11 protein-coding genes and 2 tRNA genes are annotated in these 15,769 nt (G+C 63.9%); all 13 read left to right on the forward strand.

Translation table 11 applies throughout. The features are described 5' to 3' along the window. Positions 1-167 precede the first annotated feature (167 nt). A complete protein-coding gene (dnaN, locus tag RFA01S_RS01215; protein WP_032407801.1) occupies positions 168-1,352 on the forward strand; it encodes a DNA polymerase III subunit beta in 1,185 nt (394 codons plus the stop codon). Positions 1,353-1,456: 104 nt separating this feature from the next. After that, positions 1,457-2,383 carry a phosphogluconate dehydrogenase (NAD(+)-dependent, decarboxylating) gene (gnd, locus tag RFA01S_RS01220; RefSeq protein WP_032407751.1) on the forward strand — a complete coding sequence of 309 codons (927 nt, stop codon included), beginning with the start codon at positions 1,457-1,459 and terminating at the stop codon, positions 2,381-2,383. Beyond that, positions 2,384-3,616 carry a DNA replication/repair protein RecF gene (gene recF, locus RFA01S_RS01225; protein ID WP_032407752.1) on the forward strand — a complete coding sequence of 411 codons (1,233 nt, stop codon included), beginning with the start codon at positions 2,384-2,386 and terminating at the stop codon, positions 3,614-3,616. It begins immediately after the preceding gene. Further along, positions 3,613-4,173, forward strand: coding sequence for a DUF721 family protein (locus tag RFA01S_RS01230; protein WP_027494996.1), 561 nt, complete (start codon positions 3,613-3,615; stop codon positions 4,171-4,173). Before recF ends, RFA01S_RS01230 begins: the two co-directional genes overlap by 4 nt. Positions 4,174-4,340: 167 nt before the next feature. Continuing rightward, positions 4,341-5,258, forward strand: coding sequence for a metal-dependent hydrolase (locus RFA01S_RS01235; protein WP_032371404.1), 918 nt, complete (start codon positions 4,341-4,343; stop codon positions 5,256-5,258). A 32-nt stretch (positions 5,259-5,290) separates the two neighbouring features. Continuing rightward, positions 5,291-6,388 (forward strand): PDR/VanB family oxidoreductase, encoded by a 1,098-nt coding sequence (locus RFA01S_RS01240; RefSeq protein WP_032407753.1) that lies wholly within the window; start codon positions 5,291-5,293, stop codon positions 6,386-6,388. Between the two features lie 255 nt (positions 6,389-6,643). Beyond that, positions 6,644-8,686, forward strand: a complete 2,043-nt coding sequence (gyrB, locus tag RFA01S_RS01245) for a DNA topoisomerase (ATP-hydrolyzing) subunit B (RefSeq protein ID WP_027494993.1) — start codon at positions 6,644-6,646, stop codon at positions 8,684-8,686. A 65-nt stretch (positions 8,687-8,751) separates the two neighbouring features. Further along, the gene (gene gyrA / locus RFA01S_RS01250) at positions 8,752-11,295 is read left to right on the forward strand and encodes a DNA gyrase subunit A (RefSeq protein WP_027494992.1); all 2,544 of its coding nucleotides are present in this window, start codon (positions 8,752-8,754) and stop codon (positions 11,293-11,295) included. Further along, positions 11,296-12,654 carry a DUF3566 domain-containing protein gene (locus tag RFA01S_RS01255; protein WP_072691973.1) on the forward strand — a complete coding sequence of 453 codons (1,359 nt, stop codon included), beginning with the start codon at positions 11,296-11,298 and terminating at the stop codon, positions 12,652-12,654. A gap of 109 nt (positions 12,655-12,763) precedes the next feature. Further along, positions 12,764-12,837: transfer RNA gene (locus tag RFA01S_RS01260), tRNA-Ile, on the forward strand. A gap of 190 nt (positions 12,838-13,027) precedes the next feature. Then, positions 13,028-13,100, forward strand: a tRNA-Ala gene (locus RFA01S_RS01265). A 418-nt stretch (positions 13,101-13,518) separates the two neighbouring features. Continuing rightward, on the forward strand, positions 13,519-14,469 hold the full coding sequence (locus tag RFA01S_RS01270) for an acyl-ACP desaturase (RefSeq protein WP_032367964.1): 951 nt from the start codon (positions 13,519-13,521) through the stop codon (positions 14,467-14,469). A 196-nt stretch (positions 14,470-14,665) separates the two neighbouring features. Next, positions 14,666-15,661: a GGDEF domain-containing protein gene (locus tag RFA01S_RS01275; protein WP_238325140.1), complete on the forward strand. Its 996-nt coding sequence runs from the start codon at positions 14,666-14,668 to the stop codon at positions 15,659-15,661. Positions 15,662-15,769 lie beyond the last annotated feature (108 nt).

Below are 15,769 nucleotides of genomic sequence, written 5' to 3' on the forward strand. Positions count from 1 at the left end.
TGCCCTTCGCGGCCTCGCCCGAGCTTTCAACTTCGTCTCGAAGGGCATACGGTGTGCTTGCGCTGGATGTGCCAGACTCGTCGTTGCATCGGTTGGAGCCGCGACGATCGTGGTCGCACCGCTCGACTGTGCACACGAATGCCCCGAACGAGAGGAAATGCCGAGCGATGGAGCTTGGAAGTTTGAAGTTTCGCGTTGCTCGTGAAGATTTTTCCGATTCCGTGGCGTGGGTGGCCCGCAGCCTGCCGTCCCGGCCGCCCGTTCCCGTTCTCGGTGGCGTTCTGCTTGCTGCCGACGAACAGGGTCTGACGGTCTCGGGCTTCGATTACGAGGTCTCCGCCCAGGTGAAGGTTTCGGCCGAAGTGGCCACCGCAGGACGAGTTCTGGTGTCGGGCAAGCTACTTGCCGATATCACCAAGTCGTTGCCGAACAAGCCCGTCGACGTCACCGTCGACGGGACTCGCGTTCTCGTCAACTGCGGAAGCGCAAAATTCTCGCTGCCGACGATGCCGGTCGAGGACTATCCTCAGCTACCCGAGTTGCCCAGCAACACCGGTTCGCTGGCCGGTGATGTCTTCTCCGAGGCAATTGCCCAGGTCGCCATTGCGGCGGGCAAGGACGACACGCTTCCCATGCTGACCGGTATCCGTGTCGAGATCGACGGCACCAACGTCGTGCTGGCTGCGACCGACCGATTCCGGTTGGCGGTTCGTGAGGTCGACTGGACTCCCGCCGGCGCCGACACCACCACTGCAGTGCTGATTCCGGCGAAGACCCTGTCCGAGTCGGCCAAGACTCTCGGCGGCAACGCGGGTTCGCCCGTCGAGCTCGCTCTCGGTTCGGGTTCCTCCATCGGGAGCGACGGTTTGCTCGGAATCGTCAGCGACGGGCGCCGCACGACCACGCGTCTGCTCGATGCGGAATTCCCGAAGTTCCGTCAGTTGCTCCCGGCAGAGCACACCGCCGTCGCAACACTCGAGATCGCGTCGCTGGTCGAGGCCATCAAGCGCGTGGCGTTGGTCGCCGAACGCGGTGCGCAGGTGCGCCTGGAATTCAACGCCGAAGGTGTGCTGCTCTCGGCAGGCGGCGACGATGCCGGCCGGGCCGAGGAAGCTCTGCCGGCCGACTTCCAGGGTGAGGCGCTCACCATTGCGTTCAACCCGGGGTACCTCATCGACGGCCTGTCCTCCTTGCACAGCGAAAAGGTCACGTTCGGTTTCACCACCCCGAGTCGGCCTGCAGTGCTGCGTCCGACGTCGGACGAGGAGCTGGTGCCCGACGATTCCGGCAAGTTCGCGGCGCCTCAGTCCCAATACACCTATCTGTTGATGCCGGTCAGGCTGCCGGGCTGATCCTGCCTGGTTACTGTTGAAGTTGCGGGATCGGACGAGTCGTTCCGCCGACTCCACTCCCGCTCGACCGGAATTACACCTGACACAGACAAGGACGCTTCCTCATGCAGCTGGGCTTGGTCGGTCTCGGAAAAATGGGCTTCAACATGCGCGAGCGGCTGCGCGAGCACGGCCACGAGGTCATCGGTTACGACCCGAGGCCCGAGGTGACGGACACTCCGTCGCTCGCCGGTCTCGCGGAATCCCTCACCGCTCCCCGGGTGGTGTGGGTGATGGTGCCCTCCGGCCAGATCACTCGGGACACCATCATCGGGCTCGGGGATGTTCTCGAACCGGGCGACCTGGTGATCGACGGTGGAAACTCACGTTTCACCGACGACAAGCCCAACGCAGAACTGTTGGACGCCAAGGGAATCGGTTACATCGATGCCGGAGTTTCGGGCGGTGTCTGGGGATTGAAGAACGGCTACGGCCTGATGGTCGGCGGCGACGACGAGCACGTTGCACGCGCGATGCCGATCTTCGACGCCCTGCGTCCGGAAGGGGAGCGCGCGGACGGTTTCGTCCACGCCGGCCCTGTCGGTGCCGGGCATTACTCGAAGATGGTGCACAACGGCATCGAATACGGTCTGATGCAGGCGTACGCCGAGGGCTACGAGATCCTCGAGGCCGAAGAATTGGTGCAGGACGTGCAGGGCGTACTGCGGGCCTGGAGCAAGGGCACCGTCGTGCGGTCGTGGCTGCTCGATCTGTTGGTCGAGGCACTCGGTCAGGATCCGGAGTTCAGTGAGATCTCGGGGTACACCGAGGACTCCGGCGAGGGTCGATGGACCGTCGAGGAGGCCATTCGGCATGCCGTACCAGCCCCGGTCATCTCCGCAGCTCTGTTCGCGAGATTCGCTTCGCGACAAGAAGATTCGCCTGCAATGAAGGCAGTGTCGGCGTTGCGGAACCAGTTCGGCGGGCATGCCGTCAAGAAGGCGGATGCGGACGAGACACTGCGCGCACCCGCGCCGAAGAACACCGAGTAAGTGTTCGTCCGGTCTTTGCAACTTCACGATTTCCGGTCCTGGGACGACGTCATCGTCGACCTGGGCCCGGGATCGACCGTGTTCGTCGGGCCCAACGGCCACGGTAAGACCAACCTGCTGGAATCACTCGGTTATCTGTCGACGCTGTCCTCGCACCGGGTCTCGACCGATGCGCCCATGATCAGGGCAGGTGCGTCCACCGCGTTCGTCGGCAGCGCCGTGGTCAACCACGGACGCGAGTTGATCATCGACGTCGAACTGCTCGAGGGCAAGGCGAACAAGGCGAGGATGAACAGGTCTCCGCTGCGTCGGCCACGAGAGATTCTGGGTGTGCTCCAGAGTGTGTTGTTCGCACCCGAGGACCTGTCTCTGGTGCGCGGCGACCCGAGTGAGCGCCGGCGGTATCTGGACGAGCTGCTCACCACCAGAATTCCTCGAATGGCCGCTGTGCGTTCAGATTACGACAAGGTGCTGCGTCAGCGGTCGGTACTGCTCAAGACCGCCAGCGGGGCGTTGCGCCGAGGCTCGTCGTCCACCGACGGCTCGAGCGCTCTGGCCACGCTCGATGTCTGGGACGGCCATCTTGCTGCCCACGGTGCCCGATTGCTGTCGGCCAGAATATCTTTGGTACACGAGCTGATGCCCTTCGTGCAGCAGGCCTACGAGTCGATCGCGCCGGAATCGCGGCTCGCCACGTTGTCCTATCGCTGCAGTCTCGCCGAGGCACTGCCGCCGGAATTCTCCGATGCCGGCCGAGCACCGGAGTCCGACGACGTCGACGTGCTGGAAGCTGCTTTCCTACACCAGCTTTCGGTGATGAGGCAGCGAGAGATCGAACGTGGGGTGTGTCTGGTCGGTCCCCATCGAGACGATCTGGAATTGATGCTCGGCGACCGACCCACCAAAGGCTTTGCCAGCCACGGTGAATCGTGGTCGTACGCACTCTCTCTTCGGCTCGGCTCCTTTTCGTTGCTGCGCGAGGACGGGACCGACCCCGTCCTGATGCTCGACGACGTGTTCGCCGAGCTCGACCGCAAGCGGCGCACGGCCCTGGCGGCGGTCGCGGCCGACGCGGAACAGGTACTGATCACCGCCGCGGTTCCAGAGGACGTGCCACCCGAACTCGATGCACGACGCTACGGTGTCGAGGCTCGTCAGGGATCCGATTCCGGTGCAGCAGGCCGTATTTCGACCATCACCGAGCTGTCGACGTCGGAGAGTGAGGTGTCATGAGCGACGACACGAATTCACCGGCACCGGATGAGCAGCCGGAGTTGAAGGGCGTCGACCTTGCGCGTCGGGCGCTCGAAGATGCCCGGGCTGCGGCCAAGGCGAGCGGCAAGTCGGTCGGTCAAGGTCGTTCGTCACCGACCGGGGGTGTCCGGGCACTGCGGGGGCGTCGACGACGGGGTTGGTCGGGGGCGGGCCCCGACGATCGAGATCCGCAGGCGTTCGGCGCACTGGCGAATTCGATCGCGTCCAAACGCGGTTGGTCGGCCAAGGTATCCGAGGGTGCCGTGCTGGGGCGGTGGCCCAGCGTCGTCGGTGAGGACATCTCGGCACACGCCGACCCCACCGGCCTCAAGGACGGAGTGCTCAGTATCTCCGCCGAGTCGACTGCGTGGGCGACGCAGCTTCGATTGATGCAGTCGCAGATTCTGGCGAAGATCGCGGCGGCGGTGGGCCACGGTGTGGTGACGTCGCTTCGGATCACCGGGCCGACGACGCAGAGCTGGCGAAAAGGCGAGCGCCACGTCAAAGGTCGTGGTCCGCGGGACACCTACGGATAGTGACTGTTCCCAATGCGCCTTCGACGTAGCCCCTGGTCCAGGTGATCCTCAACAGATGTTGGGGGCAGTGTTGCTGTGAGACAGTTGGTATGCGTAGCGTGATTCGGGACACGCAACGGTCGGGGGACCGAATACTGTTCCATGCGGCCATCGGACGAGGAGAAGTTGTGTCTGCACCTACGAAGAAGGCGTCGACAACGGCGGTCGACGTCGATGGGACCCCCGAAGACAGAGTGGTTCTGCACGCTCGGAACGTCGAATTCGATTGGGAAACTCTGCCGCTGCACTATATGGACGGCAATCCCCTGGCCACCCACCTGATCAACGTGATGCACCTGCTTCTGCCCGAGGGCGAGGAGTGGTTCGTGCGCACGTTCAAAGAGGCGTTGCCGCTCATCCACGACGATCAGTTGCGCGACGACGTGATCGGCTTCATCGGCCAGGAAGCCATGCATGCACAGGCCCACACCGAGGTCCACGATCAGCTTCGGGCCCACGGCATCGATGTCGATCCGTACGTCGACCAGATGAAGTTCCTGTTCGGACGCGCACTCGGCAATCGCTCGGGCCACGGCCAGAACAGCCTGGTGGAGCGGCTGGCCTTGATCGCAGCCGCCGAGCATCTGACCGCGTTCCTCGGCGACTGGGTCCTCAACGCGCGCGAGCTCGACGAAGCCGACGTCGATCCGGTCATGCTCGATCTGTTGCGGTGGCACGGCGCCGAAGAAGTGGAGCATCGTTCGGTGGCATACGAGGTGATGCGCTACTTCGACGTTCGGCCGGCCCGGCGTATCCGTACCTACGTGGTCATTGCACCCACTCTCGTCTGGTTCTGGACGCGTGGCGTGCGCTACCTCATGAGCCAGGATCCGACGTTGGCGCATCTGTCGCCGAAGGAGCGCACGCCGTCGTTCCGTGAATTCCGACGCGTCGCCAAGTCCGGTCTGTTTCCGACGCCGATGTCCATGGTCAAGGCGTCCCTGCGGTACTTCAAGAGCACATATCACCCGTCTCAGGAAGGCTCGACGGCCCAGGCCGTGCAGTATCTCGCCACCTCGCCGGCGGCGCGGTCCGCTGATCGATGACCAAACGCACGTTGCGGAGCAGGCTCGACGCGATGGCTCGAAAGGTCGACTCGTTCCGAGTAGGCCGCACGATTCCACAGAATCTGTACGGGCGTGACGAGCCGGATCAGACGGTCTCGCTGGTCACCGATGCACTGGACAAGTGGTTCGCCCTCCTCGACAACGGTGAGTACGACGCCTCGTTCGCGGCGCCTCCCGTCGCGCGTACCCGAGAACTGACACTGGTCTCCCGTGACGTTCTGTGCATCGACGAACAGGTCGTCCAGCTGACCTTCGCCGCCGCTGACGGGTCGGCTCTGCCGCCGTGGGCACCGGGAATGCACTTGGATTTCTACCTTCCCTCCGGTCGGCGTCGGCAGTACTCCCTGTGCGGATTGCCCAGCGACGACACGTACTCGATCGCAGTACGACTCGTGCCGGACGGCGGCGGCGGATCTCCGGAGATGCACGCGCTGACGGTCGGCACTGCGGTGTCGATCAGGGGGCCGCGCAACGGGTTTCCGTTCGTACCGTCCGAACAGGCAGTATTCGTCGCCGGTGGAATCGGCATCACCGCGATCATCTCGATGGTGCGCCGTGCCCGCGATCTGGGCATGGACTGGCACCTCGTCTACTGCGGCCGCTCCCGCGAGTCGATGCCGTTTCTCGACGAGATCGAGGGCTGGGATCCCGCCAGGGTTACCGTGCGCACCGACGACGTGGACGGCATGCCGTCGAGCATGGATCTGTTGGGATCGACGGCCCCCGGCGGTTCGGTCTACGTATGTGGTCCGCCGCCGATGATCGACCTCGTTCGCGCCTCGTTCGACGCCCTCCCGGCCACGCATCTGCACTTCGAGCGCTTCTCACCTCCGCCGGTGAAGAACGGGACGGAATTCGAAGTGCAGCTCGTCGATTCCGGCGAAATTCTGTCGGTCGGTGCGGAAGAGACTGCACTGCATGCCATTCGACGTATCAGGCCGGATGTCGCGTACTCGTGCCAGCAGGGTTTCTGCGGCACGTGCCGGGTGCGAGTGCTCAGCGGAACACCGCAGCATCGAGAGAATCGGCTGACGACCGAGGAGCAGCGGCACGAGATGTTGATCTGTGTCTCGCGGTCGGACGGAGAACGGATCGTCCTCGATCTGTAGCCGAATCGCCGGTTTTACCCTTCATCTTTGTCGTCCGATGTCGAGAAAATGCGCCTGTGAAGCAATCAGGGGCCTTTTAGGGGTGTCATCGTCCCCATGCTGTCGCAGCCACCCAGTACTATGGACCGGTACGACATCAAGCCCGGAACAAACGCATGGACCGAGCACGGCGGAAACGACCGTGCCGACCCTGCGGTAGCACCTACAGCAGGTGTGAGCGGGGTAGTGGACGCGTAGAAGGAGAACCAGCTAACCGTGGCTGCCCAGAAGTCAGGTAACAGTGAGAACAGCAAGGATTACGGCGCTTCGTCCATCACGGTCCTCGAGGGCCTGGAAGCAGTCCGTAAGAGGCCCGGTATGTACATCGGTTCCACCGGTGAACGAGGCCTGCACCACCTGATCTGGGAGGTCGTCGACAACTCCGTCGACGAGGCCATGGCCGGCTACGCCTCCACCGTCGACGTCACCATCCACGAAGACGGCAGCGTCGAGGTCAAGGACGACGGCCGCGGCATCCCCGTCGCCATGCACTCCTCCGGTGTTCCCACCGTCGAGGTCGTCATGACCCAGCTGCACGCCGGTGGCAAGTTCGACTCCGACTCCTACGCCGTCTCCGGCGGTCTGCACGGTGTCGGTATCTCCGTCGTGAACGCACTCTCGACCAAGGTCGAACTGCAGATCGCACGTGACGGTCACCGCTACAAGCAGACGTACGATTACGCCAAGCCCGGCCCACTCGAGACCGTCGGCGACACCACGGAGACCGGCACCACGGTGCGGTTCTGGGCCGATGGCAAGATCTTCGAGACCCTCGATTACAGCTTCGAGACCGTGCACCGTCGCCTGCAGGAGATGGCGTTCCTCAACAAGGGACTGACCATCAACTTCACCGACGAGCGAGTGGCGGCCACCGACGCGACCGAGGAAGAACTCGGCGAGACCGCCGAGGCACCGAAAACCGCCGAGGAAGAGCAGGCCGACGCGGCCAACGCGAAGCCGGCCAAGGTTCGTAAGCGGACGTACCACTACCCCGACGGTCTGGTGGACTTCGTCAAGCACATCAACCGCACCAAGACCGCGATTCACAACTCGGTCGTCGGCTTCACCGGCAAGGGCGAGGGCCACGAGGTCGAGATCGCGATGCAGTGGAACGCCGGTTACTCCGAATCGGTGCACACCTTCGCCAACACGATCAACACGCACGAGGGCGGTACCCACGAGGAGGGTTTCCGTACTGCGCTGACATCGACGGTGAACAAGTACGCCATCGAGAAGAAACTGGTCAAGGAAAAGGACGTCAAGCTCACCGGCGACGACATCCGTGAAGGCCTCGCCGCCGTCATCTCGGTGCGGGTCGGGGAGCCCCAGTTCGAGGGACAGACCAAGACCAAGCTCGGAAACACCGAGATTCGCTCGTTCGTGCAGAAGGCGTGCAACGAGCACCTCTCGCACTGGTTCGAGTCCAACCCGGCCGATGCCAAGACCATCATCAACAAGGCGGTCTCGTCCGCGCAGGCCCGCATGGCCGCGCGTAAGGCGCGAGAGTTGGTGCGGCGCAAAAGCGCAACCGATATCGGTGGCCTGCCCGGCAAGCTCGCAGACTGCCGCTCGAACGATCCGAGCAAGTCCGAGATCTACATCGTGGAGGGCGACTCCGCCGGCGGCTCGGCCAAATCCGGCCGTGACTCGATGTTCCAGGCGATCCTGCCGCTGCGCGGAAAGATCATCAACGTCGAGAAGGCCCGCATCGACCGTGTCCTCAAGAACAACGAGGTCCAGTCGATCATCACCGCGTTCGGCACCGGCATTCACGACGAGTTCGACATCGCCAAACTGCGCTATCACAAGATCGTGCTGATGGCCGACGCCGACGTCGACGGCCAGCACATCTCCACCCTGCTGATGACCCTGTTGTTCCGGTTCATGCGGCCGCTGATCGAGAACGGTCACGTCTACCTGGCCATGCCGCCGCTGTACAAGCTCAAGTGGAGCCGCGGCGAACCGGATTTCGCGTACTCCGACCGCGAGCGCGACGGTCTGCTCGAGGCCGGTATCGCCAACAAGCGCAAGATCAACGTCGAGGACGGCGTCCAGCGCTACAAAGGCCTCGGCGAGATGAACGCCAAGGAGCTGTGGGAAACCACGATGGACCCGGCAGTGCGAGTTCTTCGTCTGGTCACTCTCGACGATGCCGCGGCCGCGGACGAACTGTTCAGCGTCCTGATGGGCGAGGACGTGTCCGCCCGCCGAAGCTTCATCGCGCGTAACGCGAAAGATGTTCGCTTTCTTGACGTTTAGTCGTTTCTCGGACGCACCGCACTCAGTGTCGGTGCGTCCGACGACCGTTTTCGAGGAGATCTTTTATGTCTGACATCACCGAACCGCCGGTCGGGCCCCCGCCGGGCTCGACCACCAACGCCGAGGGCGGCGACCGGATCGATCCGGTCGACATCCAGCAGGAAATGCAGCGCAGCTACATCGATTACGCGATGAGCGTCATCGTCGGCCGCGCGCTTCCCGAGGTCCGCGACGGTCTCAAGCCGGTGCACCGACGTGTGCTGTACGCGATGTACGACTCGGGCTTCCGTCCCGACCGTAGCTACGTGAAATCCGCACGACCCGTTGCCGAAACGATGGGTAACTACCATCCCCACGGCGACACCTCGATCTACGACGCGCTCGTGCGTCTGGCTCAGCCGTGGTCGATGCGGTACCCACTGGTCGACGGCCAGGGCAACTTCGGCTCCCGCGGCAACGACGGCGCCGCCGCCATGCGATACACCGAAGCACGCCTGACTCCGCTCGCCATGGAGATGCTGCGCGACATCGACGAGGAAACCGTCGACTTCATCCCCAACTACGACGGCAAAACCCAAGAGCCGACGGTACTTCCGTCGCGTGTGCCGAACCTGTTGATGAACGGCTCCAACGGTATCGCCGTCGGTATGGCCACCAACATTCCGCCGCACAACCTGCGTGAACTCGGCGACGCGGTGTTCTGGGCTCTCGACAACTTCGAGGCCGACGAGGAAGCGACTCTCGCGGCCTGCATGGAACGCGTCAAGGGTCCCGACTTCCCCACCCACGGACTCATCGTCGGCGGCCAGGGAATTCAGGATGCGTACTCGACCGGCCGCGGTTCGATCCGCATGCGCGGCGTCGTCGAGATCGAGGAAGATTCCAACGGTCGCACGACGATCGTCATCACCGAACTGCCCTTCCAGGTCAACCCCGACAACCTGATCACCTCGATCGCCGAGCAGGTCCGTGACGGCAAGTTGTCCGGTATCTCGAAGATCGACGACGAGTCCTCGGACCGCGTCGGTATGCGCATCGTCGTGACGATCAAGCGCGACGCCGTCGCCAAGGTCGTGCTCAACAACCTCTACAAGCACTCGCAGCTGCAGACCAGCTTCGGTGCCAACATGCTCTCGATCGTCGACGGCGTGCCGCGCACCCTGCGGCTCGATCAGATGATCCGGTACTACGTCACTCACCAACTCGACGTCATCGTTCGTCGTACGCGGTACCGCCTGCGCAGAGCCGAGGAGCGGGCCCACATTCTGCGCGGTCTCGTGAAGGCGCTCGACGCGTTGGACGAGGTCATCGCCCTCATCCGTGCGTCGCAGACGGTCGATCTCGCCAAGCAGGGCTTGATCGATCTGCTCGACATCGACGAGATCCAGGCGCAGGCAATTCTCGACATGCAGCTGCGGCGCCTCGCAGCCCTCGAGCGCCAGAAGATCATCGACGAGTTGGCCGAACTCGAACGCACCATCGCCGACCTGCAGGACATTCTGGCCAAGCCGGAGCGTCAGCGTCAGATCGTGCGAGACGAACTGGCCGAGATCGTCGAGAAGTTCGGCGACGACCGTCGCACGCGCATCATCGCTGCCGACGGCGACGTCAACGACGAAGATCTGATCGCCCGGGAGAACGTGGTCGTCACGATCACCGAGACCGGATACGCCAAGCGCACCAGAACCGATCTGTACCGGTCGCAGAAGCGCGGCGGCAAGGGCGTGCAGGGAGCAGGCCTCAAGCAGGACGACATCGTCAGCAAGTTCTTCGTCTGCTCGACGCACGACTGGATCCTGTTCTTCACCACCAAGGGACGCGTCTACCGGGCCAAGGCGTACGAGCTGCCCGAGGCCAACCGCACTGCGCGCGGACAGCACGTCGCGAACCTGCTGGCGTTCCAGCCCGACGAACGCATCGCGCAAGTCATCCAGATCAAGACCTACGAAGATGCTCCCTACCTGGTGCTCGCCACCAAGGGCGGTCTGGTCAAGAAGTCGCGTCTGACCGACTTCGACTCCAACCGCAGCGGCGGCATCGTGGCCGTCAACCTCCGCGGTGAGGACGAGCTGGTCGGGGCAGTTCTGGCATCGTCCGACGACGACCTGCTGCTCGTCTCGGCTCAAGGCCAATCGATCCGATTCTCGGCCACCGACGAGGTACTGCGACCCATGGGCCGCGCCACCTCCGGTGTCCAGGGCATGCGCTTCAACGGCGAAGACGAGCTGCTCTCGCTCAACGTGGTCAGCGAGAACAAGTTCCTGCTGGTCGCGACGTCGGGCGGTTATTCCAAGCGCACCGCGATGGAGGACTACCCGCAGCAGGGCCGCGGCGGAAAGGGAGTACTGACAATCCAGTACGACCCCAAGCGTGGCACGCTGGTGGGAGCTCTCATCGTCGACGACGAGGACGAGCTGTACGCCATCACGTCCAGTGGTGGCGTCATCCGAACCGCTGCCAAGCAGGTTCGGAAAGCCGGCCGACAGACCAAGGGCGTGCGGTTGATGAATCTCGGTGAAGGCGACACACTGCTCGCGATAGCGCGCAACGCCGACGAGATCGAACCGGACGCAGCAGGTCCCGAAGACGATGCACCGAAGGAGTCGTAAGTGAGCACTCCCAACCGGCCTGGCAGCAGGCCCGGCCCCACGGGTGGACCGGACAGCAGGGACGCTGCGCAGACCGAGCAGCCATCGCGTCCGGCACCCCCCGAAGGTGCCCGACCGGGAAGTCGCCCCCAGCCGGCGACGCGTCCGGCACCCGCGGCCGGGCGAGCACCGGCACCGCAGCAGGGTGCTCGGCCACCGGCACGCCCGGCACAAGGTGGTCCGGCCGGCCCGCCTCGCCCGACGCAGGGACCGCCGCCGCAGCGCCCACCGGCACCGCAGGGTCAGCCGGCACCTCAGGGACCGGCGCCGCGAGTACCTCAGCAGGGACCGGCACCGCAGGGACCGGCTCAGTCTCGCCCGCCCCAGGCGGCCAACGGTCGGCCCGGTGAGCCGGGTACCGCAAACGCCGACGGCGGTCGCCCCGCCAACGGCCAGCCGCCGCAGGGTCAGGGACCGTCCGGTCCCGCATCGCCGCCGCGTCCCGCCAATGACGCAGCTACGGCCGCCGAGGGGTCGGCCGAGTCGAAGGCTCCGGCACCGACCCAGGCGATACCGACTCAGCGCGGAGACGGCCCGCAGGGCGGTTCCGGCACTCCGCCCTGGCAGCGCGGCCCCGGCCAGCGTCCGGCACAGCAGGGGCCCGACGACCGTCAGCAGCCCCAGAACCAACCTCAGACGAACCTGTCCGGGCGCGGCACCGCACTGCCGGCAACAGGTGAGTTCGATCGTTCGACAGTGGCAGCTGCAGCCGCCTCGGCAGCGCCGGGCCAGCGTGAATCGGGCCAGCGTGAATCGGGCGAGCGTGAATCGGGTGAGGACAAGACCGAACGACGCGAGGCAGCGCGGTCGAAGGCGGCCGTGATCGACGGGCCGACCCGGCACATCGAGCGCAAAGATCTGGCGAAGGACATGCCGGATCTGTCTGCCACCCGGCATCCCGAGCCGACGGCAGCCGATCGCGCAGCCCCCACCGCTATCACCGCGGTACCCAGCGCGGACGGCGATCCTCTGCGGGCGACGATTCAGATTCGCAAGATCGATCCCTGGTCGACGCTCAAGATCGCTCTGGTCATCGCTGTGTCGTTGTTCTTCGTGTGGATGGTGGCCGTCGGCCTGCTGTACGCCGTGCTCGACGGCATGGGTGTGTGGGACCGACTCAACAGTGCCTTCACCGAGATCGTCAACGAATCCGGCGACGGCGGACTCGTCAGCGCCGGTCAGGTGTTCGGCTACGCGGCAGTGATCGGTGTGATCAATGTCGTACTGTTCACCGCACTCACCACGATCGGTGCCTTCATCTACAACCTGTCGTCGGACTTGGTCGGCGGCGTCGAAGTGACGCTGGCAGATCGCGACTGACCAGCATGAACGACTGCCGTATCGGGCCGTTTTGGAAGACAGCGGCCCGATACGGTAATCTCATCCCTCGGTTCGAGGAGAGCAATTCTTCGGCCCGAAGCAGTATCGAGGGCCTATAGCTCAGGCGGTTAGAGCGCTTCCCTGATAAGGAAGAGGTCGGAGGTTCAAGTCCTCCTAGGCCCACACCGAACGAACGAAAAGAGGCAGGACGTGAAAATCCTTCTTCTTGTTGCTTCGGTGGTGATCGCAGTGCTGACAGTATCGAAGGTGCGCTCCACGCGCAGCTCGGAAGGCGTCTGGCACAGCATCTCCACCGGGTGACAATCGCTCGGAGAGAACGTGTAAAGTTCGTGCACGTTCGACAGCAACACCCGGGGCCTTAGCTCAGTTGGTAGAGCGCTGCCTTTGCAAGGCAGATGTCAGGAGTTCGAATCTCCTAGGCTCCACAATCAAAAGGACGTCCATTCCGATGGGCGTCCTTTTTCGTGTCCCCCCTCGACTGCCGCTCACCCCAAGTCCCCTCGACTGCCCCTCACCCCAAGTCCACTAGATGTGACATTGACCCCCGAAAAGTCCACCGAACGTGACATCGAGTCCCGGCGGAGTGTCTGGGATGCATCGACCACTGTTGTGACTCGGACCAACCGCTGTCGAGATCGGTGCCCAGATATCCAGATCATTGTTCGATTCGTTTCGCATCACGTCCGCGGTCCCTAGCGTTCTTCGGGTACAGCAGCGTCGGTTCTCGGATCGACGGGACAGGTCGCGACGGCGCACCGCAGGGGGGTGTGCCGTCGTTCGATCTCGGCGTCTCGGATCGGTCTTCGGTTCGGGCGTCTCATATTTCTCGGAGGAGCCCCACAGATGACGCGTGTTCTCGATCATGAAGAGCTGTTGACCGAACTCGACGGCACGTTGGAAGCCAACCTGAATCGCCATCTGTCGATGGCGAAGGAATGGCATCCGCATGATTACGTGCCGTGGGATCTGGGTCGCAATTTTGCGGCGATGGGCGGAGAGGACTGGTCGCTGGAGCAGTCGTCGTTGTCGGAGTTGGCTCGCACAGCGATGATCACCAATCTGTTGACCGAAGACAATCTGCCGTCGTACCACCGCGGTCTGGCCGACAACTTCTCGTTGGACGGAGCCTGGGGCACCTGGGTGGGCCGTTGGACCGCGGAGGAGAACCGTCACGGGATCGTGATGCGCGACTACTTGGTCGTCACACGCGCCGTCGACCCGGTCGAGCTGGAGCGGGCTCGGATGCACCACATGACGGTCGGTGTCGATGCCCCGATGGACGGCTCCAACTTCTTGCATTCGGTGGCGTACGTGACGTTCCAGGAGCTCGCAACACGCGTGTCCCACCGCAACACGGGTCTGGCCTGTGGTGACCCGATCGCCGATCGAATGCTGGCCCGGGTGGCCGCCGACGAGAATTTGCACATGATCTTCTACCGCAACCTCGGCGAGGCGTCGCTCGACCTGGTCCCGGACCAGATGGTGCGTGCCATCGCCGATGTCGCGACGGACTTTCAGATGCCGGGACTGAACATGCCGAACTTCCGCAAGAACGCCATGATCCTGGCCAAGCACGGGATCTACGATCTCCGCCAGCATCTGGACGAGGTGCTGATGCCGGTGCTGCGGAAATGGAACATCTTCGAGCGCAACGACTTCAGTGGAGAGGGCGAACGCGATCGCGATCGTCTGGCCGCATTCGTCCAGGATCTCGAGGCGAAGGCGACGAAGTTCGAGGAATCACGCGATCGCCTGTTGGCGCGGGAGGCAGCGCGGGCCGAGAAAGCGTCCTGACCTGCTACGGAATCGCTGCTGCGGGTCGTGATCGAAGCTCGGAGGTGTTAGAGTCCGGTCACGGGTGGGCTCGATGAGGCGATGGTCGTAGTGCGTGGGGAGGGCCGATGGTGCCTGGGGGGAATCGCGTGAGCGGTGGTGTCCGGTTCGTTGCGTGCCTCGGTGAGGCGTCACGCGTAGTCGACGGTGTTTGCTGGTGAGCAGATTCAGGTTCGACGAGTCCGGCCGGATGCTGGCGGTATTCGCCGCGGTGACCACGGTTCTATACATCGCGAACGGCATCGCATCGTGGTCGGACCTGTCCGGTCCGCAGCAGCTTTTCGCCGCGCTCGCAGTGGTTCTGGGGCCGGGGGCGATCGTTGTTCTCGCCCGGGCAGGAGCGCCGAGTCCCAAGCATGCGGTCGGCACCGCCACCGCTCTGTCGGTGGGCGCGCTTGCCTGTGCATTGGGCAGTAGTAACACGATGCCCGCGTTCTTGATCTGTGTGCAAGCGGCGATGTTCCTCGGTATGCACATCGGTGCGTTCTGGTCCGAGCGCGACGCTGGAATATGGGTTGCGGTGCTGGCCGTGTCTGCGGTCGTGGGTGCCGCTGTCGCCCCCTACGGCACGCCCTTCATCAGCTACATTCTGGTCGCCCTGGGCATCGTCGGCGCAACGGAAGTGTTCGGGGTGTTCGCGCGTCGAATGCGGTATTCGGCCACTCATGATGCGTTGACGGGCCTGCTCAATCGATTCGGTTTCGAGTCGAAGATCGAGAAGATGTTGCCCGCGTGCGCCGCTCGTGGTCTGACGGTGAGTCTGGCGGTGCTCGATCTCGACAACTTCAAGGAGATCAACGACGAGTACGGCCACATTGCCGGCGACGTGTTGCTCACTCGCGTCTCGAAGGCGTGGAAGGGGCAACTGACGAAACGGGATGTTCTGGGCCGGCTCGGCGGAGACGAATTCGTCCTGTTCATGCCAGGGGTTCTCGAGGCCGAAGCCTGGCAGGTCATCGACGGCTTGCGTCGATCCCATCGAGCCGAGTGGAGCGTCGGTCTGGCCTGTATGCCTGCCGGCCGCCGATGGGGTGAAATTTACCGCGCCGCAGACGCAGACCTGTACCGCGCCAAACGGAGTCGTCCCCCGAAGGCGTCTCGCCATACCGAGCCCGGCGACGGACATCGCGGGCCGGTACGCAGAATCGTGTAGCGATACACCGATGTGCCCGTTATCCCCAGATTTCATCCACAGCCTGGGGATAGATTCCTCTCTGCACCGTCTCGCTGACGTTGACTCGTCGAGTACGACGACAACTCT

This window comes from Rhodococcoides fascians NBRC 12155 = LMG 3623, from assembly GCF_001894785.1.
Lineage (GTDB): Bacteria > Actinomycetota > Actinomycetes > Mycobacteriales > Mycobacteriaceae > Rhodococcoides > Rhodococcoides fascians.

Excerpts from the sequence above, each read along its gene's own strand:
- RFA01S_RS01230 (WP_027494996.1), top strand. The coding sequence starts at position 3,613 with ATGAGCGACGACACGAATTCACCGGCACCGGATGAGCAGCCGGAGTTG.
- RFA01S_RS01270 (WP_032367964.1), top strand. The coding sequence starts at position 13,519 with ATGACGCGTGTTCTCGATCATGAAGAGCTGTTGACCGAACTCGACGGC.
- gyrA (WP_027494992.1), top strand. The coding sequence starts at position 8,752 with ATGTCTGACATCACCGAACCGCCGGTCGGGCCCCCGCCGGGCTCGACC.
- dnaN (WP_032407801.1), top strand. The coding sequence starts at position 168 with ATGGAGCTTGGAAGTTTGAAGTTTCGCGTTGCTCGTGAAGATTTTTCC.
- RFA01S_RS01240 (WP_032407753.1), top strand. The coding sequence starts at position 5,291 with ATGGCTCGAAAGGTCGACTCGTTCCGAGTAGGCCGCACGATTCCACAG.
- gnd (WP_032407751.1), top strand. The coding sequence starts at position 1,457 with ATGCAGCTGGGCTTGGTCGGTCTCGGAAAAATGGGCTTCAACATGCGC.